Annotated in this window: 22 protein-coding genes and 1 pseudogene; 17 read left to right on the forward strand and 6 right to left on the reverse strand. The window is 28.3% G+C overall.

The window, feature by feature from the left end:
• Positions 1–133: 133 nt before the first annotated feature.
• Positions 134–1924: an excinuclease ABC subunit UvrC gene (gene uvrC, locus QM495_RS00530; RefSeq protein WP_408670148.1), complete on the forward strand. Its 1791-nt coding sequence runs from the start codon at positions 134–136 to the stop codon at positions 1922–1924.
• The gene (locus QM495_RS00535; protein ID WP_408670149.1) at positions 1921–4131 is read left to right on the forward strand and encodes a patatin-like phospholipase family protein; all 2211 of its coding nucleotides are present in this window, start codon (positions 1921–1923) and stop codon (positions 4129–4131) included. Before uvrC ends, QM495_RS00535 begins: the two co-directional genes overlap by 4 nt.
• Positions 4132–4178: 47 nt before the next feature.
• Here the strand turns inward: QM495_RS00535 and QM495_RS00540 are convergent, their stop codons facing one another.
• Together QM495_RS00540 and QM495_RS00545 are read right to left on the reverse strand one after the other, a co-directional pair.
• Positions 4179–5729: an Rne/Rng family ribonuclease gene (locus tag QM495_RS00540; RefSeq protein WP_408670150.1), complete on the reverse strand. Its 1551-nt coding sequence runs from the start codon at positions 5727–5729 to the stop codon at positions 4179–4181.
• A 276-nt stretch (positions 5730–6005) separates the two neighbouring features.
• Entirely contained in the window at positions 6006–6296 is a 291-nt protein-coding gene (locus QM495_RS00545; protein WP_408670151.1) for an HU family DNA-binding protein, read from the reverse strand.
• Between the two features lie 131 nt (positions 6297–6427).
• Here QM495_RS00545 and mutY point away from each other — a divergent pair, with 131 nt between their 5' ends.
• The 5 genes from mutY to QM495_RS00570 are packed head-to-tail and all read left to right on the forward strand — an operon-like array spanning position 6428 to position 10897.
• Positions 6428–7468 (forward strand): A/G-specific adenine glycosylase, encoded by a 1041-nt coding sequence (gene mutY, locus QM495_RS00550; RefSeq protein WP_408670152.1) that lies wholly within the window; start codon positions 6428–6430, stop codon positions 7466–7468.
• A gap of 40 nt (positions 7469–7508) precedes the next feature.
• Positions 7509–7949: a single-stranded DNA-binding protein gene (locus QM495_RS00555; protein ID WP_408670153.1), complete on the forward strand. Its 441-nt coding sequence runs from the start codon at positions 7509–7511 to the stop codon at positions 7947–7949.
• Between the two features lie 22 nt (positions 7950–7971).
• Complete coding sequence (gene gldE, locus QM495_RS00560) at positions 7972–9288, forward strand: gliding motility-associated protein GldE (RefSeq protein ID WP_408670154.1); 1317 nt, start codon at positions 7972–7974, stop codon at positions 9286–9288.
• A 1-nt stretch (position 9289) separates the two neighbouring features.
• Positions 9290–9841, forward strand: a complete 552-nt coding sequence (gene gldD, locus QM495_RS00565; RefSeq protein ID WP_408670155.1) for a gliding motility lipoprotein GldD — start codon at positions 9290–9292, stop codon at positions 9839–9841.
• Positions 9842–10897, forward strand: a complete 1056-nt coding sequence (locus tag QM495_RS00570; RefSeq protein WP_408670156.1) for a COX15/CtaA family protein — start codon at positions 9842–9844, stop codon at positions 10895–10897.
• Between the two features lie 47 nt (positions 10898–10944).
• Here QM495_RS00570 and QM495_RS00575 read toward each other — a convergent pair whose 3' ends face one another.
• Both QM495_RS00575 and QM495_RS00580 read right to left on the reverse strand, forming a co-directional pair.
• Positions 10945–11190, reverse strand: coding sequence for a hypothetical protein (locus QM495_RS00575; protein ID WP_408670157.1), 246 nt, complete (start codon positions 11188–11190; stop codon positions 10945–10947).
• Positions 11191–11284: 94 nt separating this feature from the next.
• Positions 11285–11659, reverse strand: a complete 375-nt coding sequence (locus tag QM495_RS00580) for a heavy-metal-associated domain-containing protein (RefSeq protein WP_408670158.1) — start codon at positions 11657–11659, stop codon at positions 11285–11287.
• A gap of 91 nt (positions 11660–11750) precedes the next feature.
• Between QM495_RS00580 and QM495_RS00585 the strand changes: the two genes are divergently transcribed.
• Complete coding sequence (locus tag QM495_RS00585; protein ID WP_408670159.1) at positions 11751–12623, forward strand: DMT family transporter; 873 nt, start codon at positions 11751–11753, stop codon at positions 12621–12623.
• A 50-nt stretch (positions 12624–12673) separates the two neighbouring features.
• Here the strand turns inward: QM495_RS00585 and QM495_RS00590 are convergent, their stop codons facing one another.
• Both QM495_RS00590 and QM495_RS00595 read right to left on the reverse strand, forming a co-directional pair.
• Entirely contained in the window at positions 12674–14728 is a 2055-nt protein-coding gene (locus QM495_RS00590) for a M16 family metallopeptidase (protein WP_408670160.1), read from the reverse strand.
• A 13-nt stretch (positions 14729–14741) separates the two neighbouring features.
• Positions 14742–16061 carry a M16 family metallopeptidase gene (locus QM495_RS00595; RefSeq protein ID WP_408670161.1) on the reverse strand — a complete coding sequence of 440 codons (1320 nt, stop codon included), beginning with the start codon at positions 16059–16061 and terminating at the stop codon, positions 14742–14744.
• A 326-nt stretch (positions 16062–16387) separates the two neighbouring features.
• Between QM495_RS00595 and rplU the strand changes: the two genes are divergently transcribed.
• From rplU to QM495_RS00640, 9 genes and pseudogenes are all read left to right on the forward strand, one after another.
• Positions 16388–16888: a 50S ribosomal protein L21 gene (rplU, locus tag QM495_RS00600; RefSeq protein WP_408670162.1), complete on the forward strand. Its 501-nt coding sequence runs from the start codon at positions 16388–16390 to the stop codon at positions 16886–16888.
• A 27-nt stretch (positions 16889–16915) separates the two neighbouring features.
• Entirely contained in the window at positions 16916–17176 is a 261-nt protein-coding gene (rpmA, locus tag QM495_RS00605) for a 50S ribosomal protein L27 (RefSeq protein ID WP_408670163.1), read from the forward strand.
• An 84-nt stretch (positions 17177–17260) separates the two neighbouring features.
• Positions 17261–18496, forward strand: coding sequence for a 3-deoxy-D-manno-octulosonic acid transferase (locus tag QM495_RS00610; protein WP_408670164.1), 1236 nt, complete (start codon positions 17261–17263; stop codon positions 18494–18496).
• A complete protein-coding gene (locus QM495_RS00615) occupies positions 18493–19125 on the forward strand; it encodes a Crp/Fnr family transcriptional regulator (protein ID WP_408670165.1) in 633 nt (210 codons plus the stop codon). Before QM495_RS00610 ends, QM495_RS00615 begins: the two co-directional genes overlap by 4 nt.
• 72 nt (positions 19126–19197) lie before the next feature.
• Positions 19198–19755 carry a YeeE/YedE family protein gene (locus QM495_RS00620; RefSeq protein ID WP_408670166.1) on the forward strand — a complete coding sequence of 186 codons (558 nt, stop codon included), beginning with the start codon at positions 19198–19200 and terminating at the stop codon, positions 19753–19755.
• Between the two features lie 4 nt (positions 19756–19759).
• Positions 19760–20173 carry a DUF6691 family protein gene (locus QM495_RS00625; protein ID WP_408670167.1) on the forward strand — a complete coding sequence of 138 codons (414 nt, stop codon included), beginning with the start codon at positions 19760–19762 and terminating at the stop codon, positions 20171–20173.
• A gap of 38 nt (positions 20174–20211) precedes the next feature.
• Positions 20212–20847, forward strand: a complete 636-nt coding sequence (locus tag QM495_RS00630) for a Crp/Fnr family transcriptional regulator (RefSeq protein WP_408670168.1) — start codon at positions 20212–20214, stop codon at positions 20845–20847.
• Positions 20847–21833, forward strand: a complete 987-nt coding sequence (gene moaA, locus QM495_RS00635; RefSeq protein ID WP_408670169.1) for a GTP 3',8-cyclase MoaA — start codon at positions 20847–20849, stop codon at positions 21831–21833. Before QM495_RS00630 ends, moaA begins: the two co-directional genes overlap by 1 nt.
• Before the next feature lie 61 nt (positions 21834–21894).
• Positions 21895–22379: pseudogene (locus QM495_RS00640) on the forward strand (molybdopterin molybdenumtransferase MoeA); the annotation flags it as partial.

Consider the following 22379-nt stretch of genomic DNA (forward strand, 5'->3'; position numbering starts at 1 on the left):
TTAATAATTTTTTTACATTTTTCGCAAAAATACGGTTTTTTTGGTTGTGAATAAGTTATAAAATGTTTGAATAGGTAACAATTGAAGAGTTCATTAAAAAACAGTATTTTTAATTTTTAAAATAACACTATTTTTGGAATTAGAGATTCAAATAAAAACGTTGCCTTCATCACCTGGAGTTTATCAGTATTATGATATAGATGGAACTATTTTATATATTGGAAAAGCAAAAAATTTAAAAAAAAGAGTGTCTTCGTATTTTACAAAAAAACACGAGTATGGAAAAACAAAAATACTAGTTAAAAAAATTGTCACCATTAAGCATATTGTTGTTGATACAGAGACTGATGCTTTGTTGTTAGAAAACAATTTAATTAAAAAATATCAACCTCGCTATAATGTGATGTTGAAAGATGATAAAACATATCCTTGGATTTGTATTAAAAAAGAACGTTTTCCACGAATTTTTTTAACGCGAAATGTAATTAAAGATGGCTCGGAATATTTTGGTCCTTATACTTCAGTACGAACGGCAAAAGCATTGTTAGATTTAATTAAAGAATTGTATTTATTACGAAGTTGTAGTTATTTTTTAAGTAAAAAAAATATTGAAATTAAAAAGTATAAAGTGTGTTTAGATTTTCATATTGGGAATTGTAAAGGCGCTTGTGAGGGATTTCAAACAGAAGAAAATTATTTAGAAGATATTGTTTCAATTCGAAATATTATTAAGGGGAATTTTAAAGAATCCTTAAAATTATTTCAGCAGTTAATGATGCGTTATGCTAGTGAAATGAAATTTGAAGAAGCGCAAAAAATTAAAGAAAAAATAGAATTGCTTGCAAATTATCAAGCTAAATCAACTGTTGTAAATCCATCAATTACAAATGTTGATGTGTTCTCAATTATTTCAGATGAAAGTTTTAGTTATATAAACTTTTTTAAAATTGTTAATGGAGCTATAATTCAATCTCATACTTCTGAAATTAAAAAGAAATTAGAAGAGACAGATAAAGAATTATTAGAGTTGGCAATTATTGAAATTAGACAACGTTTTAATTCATTGTCAAAAGAAATTTATGTACCATTTAGTGTTGATTTAGGTGAAAACTTAAAAATAACAATTCCTAAACTTGGAGATAAAAAACGAATTGTAGATTTGAGCCTTAGAAATGCAAAATATTATAGGCAAGAAAGATTTAAACAAATTAAAATTGTGGATCCAGACAGGCATGTGAAAAGAATTATGGCACAAATGCAGAAAGATTTACGACTAACTGTTGAACCAAGACATATTGAGTGTTTTGATAATTCTAATATTCAAGGTACAAACCCAGTGGCTGCTTGTGTTGTTTTTAAGGATGGAAAACCTAGTAAAAAAGACTACAGACATTTTAATATAAAAACTGTTGAAGGACCAGATGATTTTGCATCTATGGAAGAAGTTGTTTTTAGGCGATATAAACGATTACAAGAAGAAGGTTTGAGTTTACCTCAGCTAATTGTTGTTGATGGAGGAAAAGGACAATTATCTGCGTCTTTAAAAAGTTTAGAGGTGTTAGGTCTAAGAAATAAAATTGCCATTATTGGAATTGCAAAGCGATTAGAAGAAATTTATTACCCAAATGATCCTATACCATTGTATTTAGATAAAACTTCAGAAAGTTTAAAAATAATTCAACGACTTAGAGATGAGGCACATCGATTTGGAATTACGCATCATAGAAATAAACGGAGTAAAGGAGCTATAACCAATGAATTGGAACAAGTTTTAGGAATTGGTAAACAAACTGTTGTATCTTTAATGAGGCATTTTAAATCTGTAAAAAGAATTAAACTAGCGTCTTTAAATGAAATGGAAAAAGTGGTAGGTAAAAATAGAGCTCAAAAAATAAAAGAATATTATCAAAAAAAAGATACATGAAAAAACTATTAATTTCATTTTTAATTATTTCAAGTTTATCCGTTTTTTCCCAAAATGAACCAAAGAAAAAAGATTTAAAAGTAGGTTTAGTACTTAGTGGAGGTGGAGCTAAAGGATTTGCACATGTAGCAGCCATAAAAGTTTTAGAGGAAGCAGGTGTTAGAATTGATTATGTTGGAGGAACAAGTATGGGAGCTATTGTAGGAGGTTTGTATGCCGCTGGATATAATGGTACACAATTAGATTCCATTTTAAGAGCTATAGATTACCAACAAATTTTGTCTAGGAGTTTGCCCCGTAAATCGAAACCATTTTATGAAAAAGAAAATGGAGAAAAATATATTTTGGTATTACCAATAAAAAAAGGAAAGGTTGGAATACCAGTAGCTTTAACTGGAGGACAAAATTTACTTAATTTATTAACTAGGTTAACCCAACAAGTTAATAATACTCATGATTTTAATAAATTACCTACGCCCTTTTTATGTATTGCAACTAATTTAGAAAATGGAAAACAGGAAGTGCTTCGAAATGGGTTTTTACCTTTAGCTATAAAAGCAAGTGGATCTTTTCCTACACTATTATCCCCAGTAGAAATTAATGGTAAACTTTTAACCGATGGAGGGATTATAAACAATTTTCCAGCAAAAGAAGTTAAAGAAATGGGAGCGGATATTGTTATTGGTGTTGATACACAGAGTGGTTTAGATAAAAAAGAAAATTTAGATTCTGCAGTAAAAATCTTAAATCAAATTGTTAGTTTTCAAATTAGTAAAAATGGAGAAGGAAAAAATAAATATGTAGATGTGTTAATAAAACCTACTGTACAAAAATACAATGTGGTTTCATTTGACAAGATTGATGAAATTATGAAACAAGGAGATAGTGCAGCACGAATAAAAATGGCTGATTTAAAAGCAATAGCAAAGCAACAAATAAAAATTGAGAAACCACAAATTAAAAATAATTACAAACAGAAATTTGTAATAAAAAAGATTGAAATAACTGGGAATAAAAATTATACAAGAGCTTATATGCTTGGTAAATTGAATATAAGAAGGAAGGATTCAACGAATTATGATAAGCTAGAAAGTTGTATTAATAATATTGCTGCAACTGGTAATTTTGAATCGGTACAGTACAATATGTTACAATCTGATGAAGGAGAAACAATACAGTTTAAAGTAAAAGAAAATGAAATTTCTAACTATTTAAAACTAGGAATTCATTATGATGATTTATATAAAACAGGAGTGTTAGTAAATTATACTTCTAAACATGTTTTAAGTAAAAATGATGTGCTTTCAGCCGATTTCATTTTAGGTGATAATTTAAGATACAATCTTAATTATTTTATTGATAATGGGTTTTATTGGAGTTTTGGAATTAGGTCAAGGTATAATACTTTTCATGCCGACGTGAATTTTAACGAAGCAAATGTGAATAAAATTAGCTTAAGTTATGAAGATATTACCAATCAAATATACGTACAAACGGTTTTTAATAGAAAGTTTGCTCTTGAAATAGGTGCTGAACAAAAAAATATAAAAGCTTATACAGAAACTATAGGTACGTTAGATTCTATTCCTTCTAACGCTAGTAGATTATATTTTGATAAATCTGATTATTTTAATTTAATTGCTTCTATTAAAATAGATACTTACGACAAAAAATATTTTCAAAAAAAAGGCTTTTATCTAAACACAGATTTTAAATGGTTTTTAACATCTTCTAATTACAATAAAAACTTTAAAGCTTTTACTCAAATAAAAGGTAAAATGGGATTAGCATTTACGATTTTTAATAAATTAACTACACACTTTGTTTCAGAGGCAGGTATTACAATTGGTGATAATGATAATAGAGTGTTGGATTTTAATATAGGAGGCTACGGAGAAAATTTTATCAATGAATTTATTCTGTTTTATGGGTATGATTTTGCACAACTAAGCGCAAATTCATTTTTAAGATCAGCTTTAACTTTTAGATACGAATTTTTACCAAAAAACTATTTAATAACTACGGCAAATTATGCTCGTGTTGAAAAAGATGTATTTAATGAAGGAAGAATATTTGAAAATACCAAATCTGGTTATATGGTTGGTTATGGTTTAGATACCTTTCTTGGACCTATTGAAATAAATTATTCGTGGTCACCAGACCATAATGAGACTTACTGGTATTTTAATGTTGGGTATTGGTTTTAATAAAAAAAGTCCTGCAAATTTGCAGGACTTTTTAGATATTGTATGCCTTATTTAATAATTTCACCATTTTCATTGGTGAAATCAAATCTTAAATATTGGTAAGCATCTCTTGGTAAAATTTTAATCCACTTTTTATATTTTGCAAACCATCGTTGCTGAATAGATGGAATTCCCTTTTTTAAATAAGCAGCAATAAAAGGATGAACATTTAGTGTTATCTTTTTATGCTTTTTATAAGTAATACGATTATCAAGTTCAGCTTCAATTGTATCTAATAATACAATAGGAGCTTCAACTTCTCCAGAACCACTAGGGTTAGGTTCTTGAGTTTTAATAACCATTTCTGGCCGTACTCGTTGCCGAGTAATTTGAATTAAACCAAATTTAGTTGGAGGTAATATTTTATGTTTAGTTCTATCAAATGCCATTTCAGCTTTTAAATGATCATATAATTTTTGTCTATGTTCAGCTGTGTGCATATCAATAAAATCAACAACTATAATTCCTCCCATATCACGTAATTGTAATTGCCTTGCAACTTCTGAAGCTGATATTAAATTTACTTCAAGTGCGGTGTCTGCCTGAGATAATGCTTTATTAGAGCGGTTACCACTATTAACATCAATTACATGAAGTGCTTCAGTATGTTCAATTACTAAATAAGCACCTTTACTCATTGAAACTGTGCGGCCAAATGATGTTTTTATTTGACGTTCAATTCCAAATTTTTCAAAAATTGGAACTTTCGATTTGTATAAGTTTACAATTGATTCTTTTTTTGGTGCAATTTCTTGTAAGTATTCTTTAATTTCCACATACAATACTTCATCATTTGTAACAATATTTGTAAAAGAATCATTAAATAAATCTCTTAAAATTGAAGAAGCTCTATTTAATTCGCTTAGTACTTTTATGGGTGTTTGTGGTGCTTTTACTGTTTTAATTTTTTTACACATTGCCACCCAACGTTCTAAAGAGTTTTGTATATCTCTATCTAGTTCTGCAACTTTTTTATTTACAGCTACAGTTCTAATAATTACTCCAAACCCTTTAGGTTTTATGCTTTTTACAAGTCTTTTTAAACGTTCTTTTTCTTGTAAGTCGGTAATTTTTTGAGAAACCGAAACTCTTTCAGAAAAAGGAACTAAAACCATATACCTACCAGCAATAGATATTTCAGAACTCATGCGCGGTCCTTTTGTAGAAATTGGTTCTTTAACAATTTGTACTAATGAATTTTGACCTGTTTTTAATGTATCAACTATATTTCCATATTTATCAATGTCTTTTTCTAGTTGAAAATTATTTAAAGTGTAATCTTTAATTTTACCTGTGCTAATACCTTTTATAAACTTATTTAATGATAATAATTGTGCTCCTAAATCTTGGTAATGTAAAAAGCCGTCTTTTTCGTAACCAACGTTAACAAATGAGGCGTTTAAACCAGACAAAACTTTTCCAATTTTGGCAAGAAATATATCTCCTACAGAGAATTTATTTCCATTAGTTTCTTTGTTTAGGGCTATTAATTTACCATCTTTTAATAAGGCAAAATCAATATCAGAGGAGTTTGATCTAATAATTAATTCCGTTTTCACTCTGAATTGTTTTTATGTTCAAATAGTTAAATTTGAACTATTTATAATTAATTTTTACAGGATTTTATACCCAACAATATTTACAGTTTAATGTAAATATTTATTTCAATGAACTTAATAATATAAAGAAAAAAGTAAGCTTAGCTTACTTTTTCTTTTTGTGTCTATTCGCTCTCGCTCTTTTTTTACGTTTATGCGTAGAGATCTTAGCTCTTTTTCTTTTTTTACCACTTGGCATAATAAAAGGATGTTTTTATGTTAATAATTATGTTGTGCCTACTTTACACTTACTTTAGTTTTTACACCTTCTACAAATACTTTTGCAGGTTTAAATGAAGGTATATTGTGAGCAGGAATTTTAATAGTTGTGTTTTTAGAAATGTTTCTTCCAGTTTTTTCAGCTCTAGTTTTGATAATAAAACTACCAAACCCTCTTAAGTAAACATTGTCTCCTTTTTCTAAAGATACTTTTACTTCGTCCATAAACGCTTCAACAGTTGCTAAAACATCTGCTTTTTCAATTCCAGATTTATCTGAAATACTTGATACGATTTCTGCTTTCGTCATTTTTAATATTGTTATATAAGTTATTATAAAATTAAGACGGCAAATATAGGATATATAAATCAATTTCAAAAAGTTAATTCACTAAAATTTAATCGATTAAATCTTGTATTATTGCATTTTATAAAAAAGCAATGAAATTTTCTAATCAGTTAATATTGTGGTATTTACAAAATAAAAGAGATTTACCTTGGAGAACTACTATAAATCCATTTAAGATATGGCTATCCGAAATTATTTTACAGCAAACTAGAGTTGATCAAGGAATGTCGTATTATTTTAAGTTTACAGAGCGTTTTCCTACGGTAAACGACTTAGCAAATGCTTCAGAAGAACAAGTGCTAAAATTGTGGCAAGGTTTGGGATATTATTCACGAGCAAGAAATCTTCATTTTTCAGCAAAATACATAATGAATGAACTGAAAGGAGAGTTTCCAATAAACTATAATGAACTTATTAAATTAAAAGGAGTTGGAGATTATACTGCTTCTGCAATTGCATCTATTTGTTATAACGAACCAACAGCCGTAGTTGATGGCAATGTATATAGAGTGTTAGCTCGTTATTTTGGAATTACTACACCCATTAATTCAACAAAAGGAATTAAAGAATTTAAACAATTAGCCCAACAATTAATAAATAAAAAACAACCGGGAACACACAATCAAGCTATCATGGAATTTGGAGCGCAAATGTGCAAACCTCAAAATCCTGATTGTACTACTTGCCCTTTAAATACTAGCTGTGTAGCATTGTCTAAAAAACAAATTAAAGAACTTCCCGTTAAAGAGAAAAAGATTAAAATTAGAAATAGATATTTTAATTATTTGGTAATTAAAACGGAAGATAATAAAACAACTTTAGTAAAACGAAAAAAAGGTATTTGGCTAAATTTGTATGAATTTCCTTTGATTGAAACCGTGCAAGAAATAAATGAAAATGAATTAATTGAACATCAGGAATTCAATAATATGTTTAAAAAAAGGTCAGTTAGCCTTCAACTTTTTAATAATGAGATAATAATACACAAACTATCTCATCAACATATTTACACTAAATTTTGGATTGTAAACACATTAGTTTCAAATGATTTTAAACTCTCTTGGGAAACCATAGCTGATTATCCTGTTTCAACCTTAATAGATAATTTTTTAACCCAATTTAAAATACACTAAATTTTTTAGTACTTTTGATTTATATATTAATGAGATAATTATGGCTGGCACAATTAATAAAGTAATACTTATTGGGCATTTAGGAGATGAAGTAAAAATGCATTATTTTGATGGAGGAAATTCTATTGGGCGTTTTCCAATAGCAACTAATGAAACTTATACAAATAGGCAAACAGGCGAGAAAGTTACAACTACGGAGTGGCATAATATTGTGGTTAGAAATAAACTAGCTGAAATTTGCGAAAAATATTTACATAAAGGAGATAAAGTGTATTGTGAAGGTCGTATTAAAACTCGGCAGTGGGAAGATGAAACTGGAAATAAAAGATATACAACGGAGATTCATGTGGTAGATATGACATTTTTAACTACAAAAAGTGATCTAAATACTCCACAGCAAACTGCTGAGAAAAAACCAATTGAACCAACGACACCCGAACAATCTATAAATGATGCGGCAGATGAAGATTTGCCATTCTAAGTTTAATTAAATAAAAATTAATTTGGATCCTGAACCCACATTTTTACTAATTTTATTTGTCGAAAGCATTAACTACTTGTTATTGTCAAGTATAATTGCACTTTTATTTTTACTCATATTATCAGCATTAATATCAGGTGCTGAAGTGGCTTTTTTCTCTCTCTCTAAAGAAGATATAACAAAAGCTTCTGAATCTAAATCGAACATTCAAAAAAAAGTTGTTGAATTATTAAAAAACCCACAAAAATTATTAGCAACAATACTTATCTCAAATAACTTTATTAATATTTTAGTAGTCTTACTTTTTGCATATATAGGAGATACGATATTTAGTAAAATAACACCTGTAGAATTAAAATTTGGGGTTGAAATTGTATTAGTAACTTTTTTAATATTATTATTTGGTGAAGTTTTACCTAAAGTTTATGCTACAAGAAATTCGTTAAAATTTGCCTCTTTTATGGCGTTTCCATTAAAAGTTTTAAATTCCTTACTAACTATTGTTAGTACACCTTTAATGAGTTTAACAAATGTAATTGAAAATAGATTAGGTAAAAAACAATCTAACTTATCTGTTGAAAAATTATCACAAGCATTAGAATTAACTTCAAATGAAGCTACTACAAAAGATGAGCAAAAAATATTAGAAGGTATTGTAAATTTTGGAAATACAGAAACTAGCCAAATTATGATTCCAAGGATCGATATTTTTGCACTTTCAATTGAAGAATCTTATGGAAAAGTTGTAACTAAAATTGTAAATAAAGGTTTTTCTAGAAATCCAGTATATAAAGAAAATATAGATGAAATTATAGGTGTTTTATATGCGAAAGATTTATTGCCTCATTTAAATAAAGAAAATTTTAAATGGCAAAAATTAATTAGAACCCCTTATTTTGTGCCAGAAAATAAAAAATTAGATGATTTATTGAAAGAATTTCAAGAAAAGAAAAATCACTTAGCTATAGTTGTTGATGAATACGGAGGTACAAGTGGAATTGTAACTTTGGAAGACGTTATTGAAGAAATTGTTGGTGATATTAACGATGAATTTGATGATGAAGACCTTTCCTATTCAAAATTAGATGCAAACAACTATTTATTCGAAGGAAAAACTAATTTAAAGGATTTTTATAAAATTTTAGAAATCCAAAACCCTGAATTATTTGAGGAAAATAAGGGGGAATCAGAAACAATTGCAGGTTTTATATTAGAAATTTACGGTAAATTCCCAAGAGAAAAAGAAATAATAAAGTTTGGTAATTATTCGTTTAAAATTGAAGCAATGGATAAAAAGCGTATAAAACAAGTTAAAATTACCATTAACAATAATAATTAAAATGAAAAATTTTAGTGTAGTGTTAATTATTGCTGTTTTAATAACTGCTTGTAATGGTGAAATTTCACCAAAACCAACACCGTATTTAAAATTACAATACCCAACTTCATCTTATAAAAAAATAACTACAAATTGCCCTTATACTTTTGAAGTTTCAAAGAATGCTAAGGTTAATTTTAAAGCTAATTGTTGGTCAACTATTGAGTACCCACAACTAAAAGCTACTATTTATATTACTTATAGACCTGTTAAAAATAATTTACTAGAAATTTTAAAAGAAGTAGAAAAACTTACTTTTGAACATACTGTAAAAGCGGATGTGATTAATGCAATACCTTTTGAAAATTTCGATAAAAAAGTTTTTGCTAAAATGTACAATATTGAAGGTAACGTGGCTACAAATATTCAATTTAGAGCAACCGATAGTGTAAAGCATGTACTATCTGGAGCATTGTATTTTTATGCAAAACCTAATTACGATTCAATTGTACCGGCAATAAAATATATAGAGAAAGATATGATGCATTTAGTTGAAACTTTAGAATGGAAATAAATGTTAAAAAAAAATTATAAATACACAAAAATAATTAGAGGTTGGTTATTGGTTGGTCTAATTATGTTAGTTGGTCAAGTTATTTTAGGGGGCATTACTCGTTTAACAGGTTCTGGACTTTCAATAACGCGCTGGGATATAATTACAGGTGTAATTCCGCCATTAAATGCTAAGCAATGGTCAGAGGCTTTTGAATTGTATAAAGAAACACCACAGTTTCATAAAATGAACTCAATGTTTACGGTACAAGATTTTAAATTTATTTATTTCTGGGAATTTTTTCATCGACTTTGGGTACGTGCTTTAGGTTTTATATTCTTAATCCCGTTTATTTTTTTTGTTATAAAAAAGCAAATCAACTCGTATTTAATAAAACGATTAGCAGTTGTTATTTTACTAACTATTCTAACAGCTTCCGCTGGTTGGATTATGGTTTTAAGTGGATTTGTTAATAGACCTTGGGTTAATGCATATAAATTAACATTGCATTTTATTTTAGCAGTATTGGTTATAATGGCAATGGTTAAAACTGTTGCAGATGTTTATAATTTTGGAGTGAAAAATAAATTAAAGCAGTATAAGTTTGTTCGTGTTGTTTTAGGTGTTGCTTTTATTCAAATGCTATTTGCAGGACTGATGTCTGGTATGAAAGCGGGATTGTACTATCCAACTTGGCCAGATATGAATGGTAAATTTGTTCCTAGTGTTTTATTGAACTCAACAAATTGGAGTTGGACTAATATGATAAATTACGATAGTTATTTATTTGCTCCGGCATTTATACAATTTACACATCGTTTTTTAGCTTATGTATTAGTGCTTCTTACCTTTATAATATTTTATAAATTAAGAAATGAATTAGAAGGAAGTCAAAAAAAATGGATACAACTCCCTATAATTTTAGTATTTGTTCAAATAACATTAGGAATACTTACGGTGTTAAATGTAAATGGTAAAATTCCATTATTTTTTGGTGTAAGCCACCAATTAGTTGGCTTATTGTATTTTATGAGTTTATTATTTTTGTATTATTCTTTAAGAAAAAATAAGGCATAAAAAAAGCTTCAATTAATTGAAGCTTTTAATTTTTTTAAAGGTAAATCTTAGTGTTTTACAGCTTCTTTTACAGCTTCAGCACCTTCTTTAATAACTTCTTTTACCTCTTCAGTTGTTTTTTTTACTTCAGTTTTAAGGCTGTCTACAACAACTTCAACTTCTTCTTTAACTTCAGTAGTTTTTTCAGTAACTGCTTCAACAGCATCTTTTACTTCTTCTTTTTTAGTTTCTTTACAAGAAATAGCAATAACACTAACTAATGCAATTGCAATTAAAAATTTAATTTGTTTCATTTTAGATTGATTTTATTGATAATTATTTATTTATATTAAATTTCGATTGATGCTACAAAGAAACAATAAATATTTTATTGAAAATTTATATTATTCAGTTTTTTTTTGTAATAGAGTCAATTTTAGTTGTTTTTACAACTTTATACAAATCTCCACCAGCAATTCCGCCTATTTTTTTAACAATATCTTCGGTGTTTATTTTATTTGTATCATAAGTAAATTGACCTGTTTTTGTTTCAAAGTCAACATTTGAATATGTTATACCCTCAACTTTAGATAATTTAGATTCAATTAATCTTGCACATCCAATTTCACAAGTCATTCCTTCAATTTTAACTTCTAAATTTTGATACACAGCAGCAATTTCTTGGGATTTAACATCTGTATCTTTTTTTATATTTTCTTTTTTTGTCTCGTTACACGAAAAAAGAACAAAAAAAACGATTAAAATTGAAAGATATTTTTCCATAAGTGATTTCTATTTAAATATTTAGCCAATTTATAAACTATTAACTTGAAATCCGAATATTTATGCGATTTTTGCACTTTATTTTATCTCAATGGGAAATAAGAAATTACGCTGGGTTTATTTAATTGCTCTTTCTATAATTTGGGGTAGCTCATTTATTTTAATGAAAAAAGCATTAATTGGATTAACTCCAATGCAAGTTGGTGCTTTACGAATTATTATTACTGCTGTATTTTTATTGCTGATTGGTTTTAAGCGTTTATTAAAAATTAAGAGAAGACATTGGTATTATTTAACTTTAAATGGTTTTGTTGGTACTTTTTTTCCCGCATTTTTATTTGCCTACGCTATTGATAAAATAGATAGTTCTATTGCTTCTATATTAAATTCTCTTACACCTTTAAATACATTAATATTTGGGGCGCTTCTTTTCGGATTTGGGTTTAAAAAAAGGCAGCTTATTGGTGTTTTAATTGGGTTAATAGGAACTGCACTGCTAATATTAAAAGGAGTAGAATTACATCCAAATCAAGATTATTTTTATGCAAGTTTTATTTTAATTTCTTCAGTAGGGTATTCTTTAAATGTGAATATATTGAAAAAATATTTACATGATTTAGACGCTTTAAGTATAACGGTTGGAAATTTTTCATTACTAATTTTACCTGCATTAATAGTGTTATGGTTTACAGATTTTTCTCAATCTTTTGAAGTGAATGATGAAAGTTTGAAAGGAATATTTTATTTAACAATTTTAGCTGTATTAGGAACTGGTATTGCAAAAATTATGTTTAATAGGTTAATTCAAATATCAAACCCAATATTTTCTTCTTCAGTAACTTATTTAATTCCTATTGTTGCTATTTCTTGGGGGATTTTTGATGGGGAAAAATTAACAGGAATGCAATTTGGTTCTGGTTTTATAATTTTATTTGGCGTGTATTTAGTGAATAGAACCAAATAAAAACGCCTCAATTTCTTGAAGCGTTTTATAAATTTATTTAAAAGTATTATTTATTCAAAATCGCTATTTGAAATACCTTCGTTTACTTTCGCATCAATTAGTTTAAATTCAACTTTTTGAGGTCCTAAATTTCCTATTTTTGTACCTGGAAATTTAACACCATTAAATTCTTTATAATTACTATAAAAAGCTTCTTGATTTTGAGTTTTTCCGTTCATAGAAATAGTTTGTACTTCTTTTATTTTAAGTCCAGTTTTAACATCAAAATATATTGAAATGGTTACCACTTCACCTTTTGAGGATATTACATAAGCGTCATTTCCATCTACAGGTTCAATACTTGTTAATTTAGTATTTTCATCATGAAGTAAACCAATTTCTAAAAACGTACCTAAAGTTTTCATCATATCATTTGCCATTGCAGGAGGTAAAGGTTGTTTATTCATAAAAACACCTTCTTTACTCATCAATACTTTTGCAAGAACATTGCCGCCCATGCTAGTCTCATTTACATAATTAGTAGCAGTTCTTTTTTCGGTTGTTGATATTGTACTACCCATTGCGCTAGCTTCATAAGTTACTAATGTACTTTCTAAAGCTTTTAATTTATCAGCACCACCAATAGCATTAAAATAAGTATCTATTACGGTTTGTTTTGTAACTCCTTTAGGAATTGGTTTTGTCATTTCTGGTTTGTCAGCAACATTTGCATATTTATCAAAATAATTGATTTTGTAAGGTAATTTCTCAAGATTTGGTAATACATCAAGCGCTTTTCCTGTAATTATAATTCTTGCATTATCTACACTAAAATATTTTTGTGCTACACGTTGAATATCTTCAATAGTAACAGCACTAATTTTAGTTAAGTAGGTTTCATAAAAATCTTCAGGTAAATTATTGATTTCAATATTTAGAGCGTAATCAGCTACAGTTTGAGGTTTTTCAACATTTCTTACAAAATTTCCTACATAAGCAGCTTTTGTATTATTTAATTCTTCTTCAGTAACTTTAGTGTCTCTAAATTTTTTGATTTCATTAATGAATTCAACAGCAGCACTATCTGTAACCATATTACGAACTTGTGCTGATGCTTTAAATGTAGATGCTGTTTTTTCGTTACTTCTTATGCTAGAATAAGCACCATAAGTATAACCTTTGTCTTCACGTAGATTTAGGAATAATCTTCCTTCACCACCGCCACCAAGTATTTTATTGGCTAGTTTAACTGCAAAATAATCGGGGTTACTCATTTTTAAATTAACAGTATTTAAAACTGCAACATCAGATTGTACAGCATTTGGCATATCAATAAAATCAATTTCAGTTGTAGCTACATTATTTACTGTTGGAATTGTATATGTAGGTAAATCGCCTTTTTCCCATTTGTTAAAGTATTTTTTAACTAATTTTTTAACTTCTTTAAAATTAACATCCCCAACTATTACTAAATAAGCATTGTTTGGTTTGAAATAAGTATTGTAAAAATTCTGAACATCGGCTAGTGTAATATTCTCTACAGTTTCTTTGGATGTAAATTCTCCATAAGGATGGTTTTTCCCATAAGTTAAAGCTGATTGAACTCTACTTGCAATGGTTGCAACACTTTTTTCTCCAGATTTAATACCATCTAATAAAATGTTCACTTCTTTGTCAAAATCTTCTTGTGTAAAAACTGGATTTTGAGAACCGTCAGCCATTAATTCTAAAACTCTTGAAAAATATTTTGATAGTGAGTTTAAACGAGCACCTCTAGTTGAAAAAGTTAAACGAGCTCCTAAATAATCAACCTCTTCATTAAAGGCATCTTTACTTATGTTTTTTGTTCCTGAGCCAATTAAACTACCTGTTAAACTAGATACTCCTGCTTTGTCTCCTTCAAAAATCGGATTATTATCAATGGTTAAAGTTGCAGATACTCTAGGTAAAATGTGGTTTTCAACTACCAACACTTTTAAACCATTTTTTAACTCAAAAGTTTGTGGTTTACCTAAGTTAATTTTTGGTGATGGTCCCGGTTTTGGTTGAACAGATCGATCTATTTGTGCTGACATTGATAATGTCAATAAAAATAACGTTATAATAGATAATATTTTTGTTTTCATGTGTGGTTGCATTTTATTCATTAGCTTTTTTTGGTAAGTAATCTAAAACTAATCGTTGATTAGGGTTTAAATATTTTTTAGCAATGTCTCTAATTTCTTCTTTAGTAATTGAATTGTAGATGTTTATTTCGGTGTTAATTAAATTCACATCGTCATATAACATATAGTATTTGGCTAAAGAATTTGCAATTCCTTCAACACTTGCATTAGAATTTACAAAGTTGTTTTCAAATTTATTTCTTAATTTTTGAAGATCTTTATCGGAAATTAAATTTGTCTGAATTTTTACAATTTCTTCATCCATTTCATTTACCAAATCATCTAAGGTGTTTTTTCCAACAGGAAGTGCTAAAACTATGTATGCTCCATAATCTTCTAATGAATAATTAAATGCAGCAATTTGCATTGCCATTTTTTTATCATCTACTAATTTTTTGTACAAACGAGAACTTTTTCCATCACTAAGTATTGTTGAAATCATATCTAAAACTCTAGCATCTCTTGTGGTCATTGCAGGTGTTCTATATACTGTAAAAACTGCTGGAATTTGAATGTTTGGATCTTCAAAAGTTGCGCTAATTTCTTTTATAATAGGGTCTTCTTTAATTTCTTTTCTAGTAATGTCTGCACCTTTTGGGATACTTTCAAAATAGTCTGCAACCATTTTTTTTGTAGATGAGAATTCAAAATCACCCGCCACCACTAAAACAGCATTATTAGGAACATAATATTTTTTATTAAATGCTTTAAATTCATCTAATGTAGCAGCATCTAAATGGCTCATAGACCCAATAGTTGTCCATCTGTAAGGATGTTTTTTAAACAAGTTTTTGAACACTTCAGGAGTCCATTGTCCATAAGGAGAATTGTCATAACGCATTCTTTTTTCTTCTTTTACAACTTCATTTTGAGTATCTACACCAATTTGATTGATAACTGGATGTAACATTCTTTCAGACTCCATCCATAAACCTAATTTCAAGTTGTTTGAAGGGAATACTTCATAATAATAAGTTCGATCTTGAGTTGTGTTGGCATTGTTAGTTCCACCGTTAGATGATACTATTTTAAACCAATCACCTCTTTTAATATTTTCAGTTCCTTCAAATAATAAATGTTCAAAAAAATGTGCAAAACCAGTTCTTTCTAGATTTTCATCTTTAGAACCAACGTGGTACATAACAGAAGTAGTTACTAAGGGTGCAGAATTGTCTTGATGTAAAATTACATGTAAGCCATTGCTTAAGTCATACTCTTCAAACGCAACCTTTTGTGCAAATGAATTTGCACTTAAAAGTAACCCTAAAAAGCTTAAAAAATAAATTTTCTTCATAGTTTATAAGAAGTTTTAAATTAATTAATATTGCGTATAAGACGCAATTTATAAATAAATGTTACAATTTTAAATTAAAACATATTCAAATTAATAAAGTAGTTTTTTAAAGCAAAATTGGTACTCAAATTTATAACTATTTCCTAAATTAGAAGAGAAACAATTAAAAATTAACCTAAAATTAAGATAATTACCAGTAATTAGCTTAAAATGAGTGTTTTCTTTGGTTTAAATTAGTTTTGTTAAAAAGGAAAAAAGCTATATATTTGCACCCGCCTTTATAGAAAAGGTAATTATTTATTAATAAAGCGAATAAAACAATACGTATGTATGCAATTGTAGAGATAGCAGGGCAGCAGTTTAAAGTTGCAAAAGACCAAAAGGTTTACGTACACCGCTTACAAGAAGAAGAAGGAACAAAAGTTTCTTTTAACAAAGTTCTTCTTTTAGATAGCGATGGTACAGTAACAGTTGGCGCCCCAGCTATAGAAGGAGCCGAAGTAACGGCCAAAATTCTAGGTCATCTTAAAGGTGATAAAGTAATCGTTTTTAAGAAAAAACGTAGAAAAGGATATAAGAAGAAAAATGGTCATCGCCAGTTTTTAACTGAAATTCAAATTGAAAGTATTGCTGCAAGTGGAGCAAAGAAAAAAGCAGCTTCTAAAAGAGTAGCACCTAAAGTTGAGGTTGCAGCACCAAAAGAATCAGTATCAGAAGATTTAAGTTCTAAGACTGTAGCTGAATTAAAAGCTTTGGCTAAAGAAAAAGGTATCACAGGATATACTTCTTTAAAGAAAGCTGAATTAATTGAAGCATTAACTAAATAAAAATTTCAATTTTAAAACCATAATATCATGGCACATAAAAAAGGAGTAGGTAGTTCGAAGAATGGTAGAGAATCAGAATCGAAACGACTAGGAGTAAAAATATTTGGTGGTCAAGCTGCAATTGCAGGGAACATTATTATCCGTCAAAGAGGAACTCAACATCACCCTGGTGATAACGTTTATATGGGAAAAGACCACACTTTACACGCAAAAGTTGATGGTGTTGTAAAATTCCAAAAAAAGAGAAACAACAGATCTTATGTTTCTATTGAGCCATTTAAAGCTTAAGAAACAGATTTAATAAAATTAAAACTCTCAAACTGAAAAGCTTGAGAGTTTTTTTGTATGCTTATTTTGTATCTTTGTACGCTTATGAATTTTTTATACAACATACTAGTTTTAATAGTAGGATTCCTTTTAAAAATTATAGCTGTTTTTAATAAAAAAATAAAACTTTTTGTTGAGGGTAGAAAAGAAACGTTTTTAAAATTGACAACTACAATTTCTAAAAAAGATAATGTAATTTGGTTTCATTGCGCATCACTTGGAGAGTTTGAGCAAGGGCGTCCAATACTTGAAAAATTAAAGATTGAAAATCCAACACATAAAATCGTTTTGACTTTTTTTTCACCTTCAGGATATGAAGTTAGGAAAAATTATGAAATAGCTGATGTTATTTGTTATTTACCTATAGACACTAAACATAAAGCTAAAAAGTTTTTAGATACTGTAAATCCTCAATTGGCAATTTTTGTAAAGTATGAGTTTTGGCCAAATATTTTAAATGAGTTAAAAAAGAGAGAGATTAAAACTATATTAGTTTCAGGGATATTTAGAAATACCCAATCATTTTTTAAATGGTATGGAAGCTGGATGCGAAATTCACTGAAAGCATTTGAACATTTTTTTGTTCAAGATGAAAATTCAAAAAAACTACTAAACTCAATTAATTTTAGTAATGTAACCGTAAGTGGAGATACACGTTTTGATCGGGTTTTTGAAATAACAAAACAAGATAATCAACTTTCTTTTATTGAAGAATTTATAAATAATAAGTACACACTTGTTGCTGGGAGTACATGGAAAGAAGATGAAGAATTATTAGTTGAATACATTAATAATGCAGCCTCAGAAAACGAAAAATTTATAATAGCTCCACACAATATAAATGCTGAAGCTATTAAAAAATTAAAAAATTTAATAATAAAAAAAACAGTATTATTTTCAGAAAAAGAGCAACAAAAATTAGAAAATCATCAAGTTTTTATAATTGATACAGTGGGTATTCTTACTAAAATATATAGTTACGCATCTGTTGCTTACGTTGGTGGAGGTTTTACAAAATCTGGAGTGCATAATGTTTTAGAGCCAGCTTCTTATGGAATTCCAATAATAATTGGCCCAAATTATTATAAGTTTAATGAAGCAATAGACTTAGTTAAAGAGGAAGCATGTTTTACCATAAATAATTCTAAAAAATTATCCGTACTTTTAGAGAAATTATTTCAGTTTAATGAATTTAGAGAAAAAACAGGTAATAACGCTTTAAAATATGTAATTGATAAAACTGGAGCTACTACTAAAATTTTATATTATTTAAAAAAATGAGAGAAAAATTAAACAACTACTTTTCATTTGTATTTGAGAAAGAATTACTAGATGAAATTGAGAAAGTGGGTATTTATAGAAAACTTCGTGAAAACGAACTTTTAGTTGATTTAGGAGATAAAATGAAAGGGGTACCTTTATTATTAGATGGAGCAATTAAAATTGTTAGAGAAGATAAAAAAGGTGAAGAAATACTACTTTATTTTTTAGAAAGAGGAGATACTTGTGCAAGTTCTTTTGCAAGTGCAATTGCACATGGTAAGTGTGGTATTAGAGCCATTGCCGAAAAGGAATCTGAAATAATTTTTTTACCATCCAATAAGTTAGATGAATGGTTAGTAAAGTATAAATCATGGAGAAATTTTGTAATTGATAGTTATAACATTCGTCTAAATGAAATGATGGAAACTATTGATACGCTAGCATTTATGAGGATGGATGAGCGCTTATTTAAATACTTAACAGATAAGGCTCAAATAATGAGAGAAACATCTCTAAATACAACGCACCAAGAGATTGCTTATGATTTACATACCTCTAGAGTTGTAATTTCTAGATTGTTAAAGCAACTGGAAAATGAAGGTAAAATAAAGCTACATAGAAATAAGATAGTGATTCTTGAATTTTAAGTTATGTAACATTTATTACAAAGTGACATAATTTATATGATATTTTTGGTAAACTAACTAATTAAATAAATTATGGAATTTATAACTCAGCCTTGGGCGTGGTATGTTGCTGGTCCCATTATTGCCTTTATTATGTTTTTACTTTATTATTTTGGAGAACGTTTCGGAATGTCTTCCAATTTAGAAACTTTTTGCTCCATAGGTGGAGCAGGTAAATTTGTAGACTACTTTAAAATTGACTGGAAAGAAAACATTTGGAATTTAATTTTTGTTGCAGGTGCAATTACAGGAGGTTTTATAGCCTCTAATTGGTTATCAACTAGTGATGTAGTTTTATTAAACCCACAAACAGTAAAGGATTTAGCAGAAATAGGAATTGTAAATGCAGGAGCTACTTATTTGCCTGATACAATTTTTAGTATTGATGCAATGCTTTCAATTAAAGGGTTTTCTATATTGTTAATTGCAGGTATTATGGTAGGCTTTGGAGCTCGCTGGGCAGGTGGTTGTACTTCAGGTCATGCAATTGTAGGTTTAAGTAATTTGGAGCTTCCTTCCTTAATTTCTGTAATAGGATTTTTTATAGGAGGTTTAGTAATGACTTGGTTAATTTTACCACTAATATTTTAATAGTATGAAATATATAAAGTTTTTTTTAGTAGGAATTCTCTTTGGAATAGTAATGAGCAAGGCTGAAATTATATCATGGTATAGAATATATGAAATGTTTAAATTTCAATCTTTCCATATGTATGGAATAATTGGTTCTGCTGTACTATTAGGGATGATAAGTATGTATTTTTTTAAAACAAAAGTGATTAAAACTTTTGAGGGTGAAGATATTCATGTAAGACCCAAAAAGAAAGGAATGTACAGAAATCTTTTAGGTGGAATTTTATTTGGGTTAGGCTGGGCTTTAGCAGGTGCTTGTCCAGGGCCAATGTTTGTTTTAATTGGAAAAGGTGTAGTTTCTATTTTGGTTGTAATTTTTGGAGCAACTTTAGGAGCATTTCTTTATGGTTTATCAAAAAATAAAATTCCTCATTAGAATTTAAATGAGATATACTTTGTAAAGTAAAATTTAAAATGTTGAAATTAAACGAAATTATAAACACTAATTTTTCTAATTTATTTGAAGATAATTTACTACAAGAAATATGTAATAACGGTATTTTAAAATATGCCGAACCTGAAAAAATAATTTTAGAAATAAGAAGAGATATTAAGTTTATTCCATTAATTGTTTCAGGTATTGTGAAAGTAATGCACCGTGATGGTAAAGGGAATGGTATATTTTTGCATTATTTACTTGAAAACCAGAGTAGTGCAATTGCAATTTCTTATGCGTTAGAAGGCGAAAAAAGTGAAATTAGACTAGAAGCACAAAGTAATATTATTTACATAGCTATACCTTCAAAAGTTGTAGATTTGTGGTTTTTAAAATACAAGTCTTGGCGAACATTTTATTTCAAGTTAAATAGGCAACAAACCTCCTATTTAATTGGAACAATTGATGATATTGCCTTTACAAGTTTAGAAAATAGATTGTTAAAATATTTAGAGTATACCAGCTTAATAAGTAATGATAATACCATAAGTAAAAAACATTTTGATATTGCACGTGATTTAAAAGTATCAAGAGAAGCAATTTCAAGAGTTTTAAAAAAACTAGAAAAAGAAGAAGTAATATCATTAGGTAGAAACAAAATAACGCTCAATTAATGGAGTTAAGAGATAAATTTGGTAGAAAAATATCATACTTACGATTGGCAATTACAGATCGTTGTAATTTACGTTGCCAATACTGTATGCCAGCTCAAGGTATTGATATAGTTGATAGAAAAGAATTACTTTCCTACAAAGAAATGTATAGAATTACACGTGTACTTTCTGAATTAGGTGTAAATAAAGTTCGTTTAACTGGTGGAGAACCTTTTGTACGTAAAGATTTTGTAAATTTTTTAGAATCACTTTCATTTAACGATAAATTAGACGAAATAAATATCACTACAAACGGTGCTTTAATTTCAAACCATATAGATAAGTTAGAAGCATTAAAAATAAATGCAATCAATCTAAGTATTGACAGTTTGCAGAAAGATAAATTCGCTAAAATTACTCGTAGAGATGTTTTTGAAGGAGTTTATGATACACTTGAAAAATTAGAAAAAAGTAATTTACAATTAAAATTAAATGTGGTTGTTCAATCAGGTTTTAATACCGATGAAATTATTGACTTTATTGAGCTTTCTAAAAATAAAGATATAGCGGTTCGCTTTATTGAAGAAATGCCTTTTAATGGAAAAGGGCAACGTGATATGGAAGAAGTATGGGATTATAATAAAATTATAAATCTTGTAAATGAACATTATAATGTTGTTGAGCCTCTTAAGGATAAAAAATCTTCTACATCCAAAAATTTTAAGATTCCAAATTACAAAGGTACTTTTGGAATTATACCAGCATTTACAAGAACTATTTGTAATGATTGTAATAGAATTAGAATAACGGCAACAGGAATGTTTAAAAACTGTTTATTTGATGGTGGCGTTTTTAATGTTAGAGATTTTTTGAGAGAAGGTGCAAGTGATGATGAGTTGAAACAGTTATTTATTAGCACTGTTCATAAAAAACCAGAAAATGGGTTTGTAGCCGAAGCAGCTCGCGGAAATGATGTTTCTGAAAGCATGTCTACAATTGGAGGGTAATTTATTGCAAATTAAAAAATAACATAATTCCTATCAAAGCAGGAATCTTTTTTGAAATAAGATGGACTTAACTACAGCAAAACAAGCATTAGAAATAATTTTAAAAACTTCTGAAGATTTTGGAATTGAAGAAGTTAAATTTTTTAATTCAAATGGTAGAATTTTAAAAGAAGATATTGTTGCCGATCGTGATTTTCCACCTTTCAATAGAGTAAGTATGGATGGAATTGCAATTTCATCAGAAGCTTTTAATAGCGGGCAGAGAAAATTTAAAATTGAAGGCGTACAAGCAGCAGGAAGCGAACAATTGACAATGCAAAACCCTTTAAATTGTATTGAAGCGATGACGGGTGCTATTTTACCAAACAACACCGATGCGGTTATTCAATATGAATTATTAGCGATAGAAAATGGTTATGCCACCATAAATTTAGAAGCAATTAAAGAGCTTCAAAATGTTCATTTAAAAGGATTAGATAGAAAACAAGGTGCTATTTTAATACCAAAAAACACGTTAATATCTTCGGCTGAAATTGGGGTGTTTGC

The sequence above is a fragment of the Lutibacter sp. genome (genome assembly GCF_046055765.1).
Taxonomy (GTDB): Bacteria; Bacteroidota; Bacteroidia; order Flavobacteriales; family Flavobacteriaceae; genus Lutibacter.

What these genes read in the sequence shown, in the direction of transcription:
- QM495_RS00535 (WP_408670149.1), top strand. Translation starts at nt 1,921, where the DNA reads ATGAAAAAACTATTAATTTCATTTTTAATTATTTCAAGTTTATCCGTT.
- QM495_RS00545 (WP_408670151.1), bottom strand. Translation starts at nt 6,296, where the DNA reads ATGACGAAAGCAGAAATCGTATCAAGTATTTCAGATAAATCTGGAATT.
- mutY (WP_408670152.1), top strand. Translation starts at nt 6,428, where the DNA reads ATGAAATTTTCTAATCAGTTAATATTGTGGTATTTACAAAATAAAAGA.
- QM495_RS00555 (WP_408670153.1), top strand. Translation starts at nt 7,509, where the DNA reads ATGGCTGGCACAATTAATAAAGTAATACTTATTGGGCATTTAGGAGAT.
- gldD (WP_408670155.1), top strand. Translation starts at nt 9,290, where the DNA reads ATGAAAAATTTTAGTGTAGTGTTAATTATTGCTGTTTTAATAACTGCT.
- QM495_RS00570 (WP_408670156.1), top strand. Translation starts at nt 9,842, where the DNA reads ATGTTAAAAAAAAATTATAAATACACAAAAATAATTAGAGGTTGGTTA.
- QM495_RS00575 (WP_408670157.1), bottom strand. Translation starts at nt 11,190, where the DNA reads ATGAAACAAATTAAATTTTTAATTGCAATTGCATTAGTTAGTGTTATT.
- QM495_RS00580 (WP_408670158.1), bottom strand. Translation starts at nt 11,659, where the DNA reads ATGGAAAAATATCTTTCAATTTTAATCGTTTTTTTTGTTCTTTTTTCG.
- QM495_RS00585 (WP_408670159.1), top strand. Translation starts at nt 11,751, where the DNA reads ATGGGAAATAAGAAATTACGCTGGGTTTATTTAATTGCTCTTTCTATA.
- QM495_RS00590 (WP_408670160.1), bottom strand. Translation starts at nt 14,728, where the DNA reads ATGAAAACAAAAATATTATCTATTATAACGTTATTTTTATTGACATTA.
- QM495_RS00595 (WP_408670161.1), bottom strand. Translation starts at nt 16,061, where the DNA reads ATGAAGAAAATTTATTTTTTAAGCTTTTTAGGGTTACTTTTAAGTGCA.
- rplU (WP_408670162.1), top strand. Translation starts at nt 16,388, where the DNA reads ATGTATGCAATTGTAGAGATAGCAGGGCAGCAGTTTAAAGTTGCAAAA.
- rpmA (WP_408670163.1), top strand. Translation starts at nt 16,916, where the DNA reads ATGGCACATAAAAAAGGAGTAGGTAGTTCGAAGAATGGTAGAGAATCA.
- QM495_RS00610 (WP_408670164.1), top strand. Translation starts at nt 17,261, where the DNA reads ATGAATTTTTTATACAACATACTAGTTTTAATAGTAGGATTCCTTTTA.
- QM495_RS00615 (WP_408670165.1), top strand. Translation starts at nt 18,493, where the DNA reads ATGAGAGAAAAATTAAACAACTACTTTTCATTTGTATTTGAGAAAGAA.
- QM495_RS00620 (WP_408670166.1), top strand. Translation starts at nt 19,198, where the DNA reads ATGGAATTTATAACTCAGCCTTGGGCGTGGTATGTTGCTGGTCCCATT.
- QM495_RS00625 (WP_408670167.1), top strand. Translation starts at nt 19,760, where the DNA reads ATGAAATATATAAAGTTTTTTTTAGTAGGAATTCTCTTTGGAATAGTA.
- QM495_RS00630 (WP_408670168.1), top strand. Translation starts at nt 20,212, where the DNA reads ATGTTGAAATTAAACGAAATTATAAACACTAATTTTTCTAATTTATTT.
- moaA (WP_408670169.1), top strand. Translation starts at nt 20,847, where the DNA reads ATGGAGTTAAGAGATAAATTTGGTAGAAAAATATCATACTTACGATTG.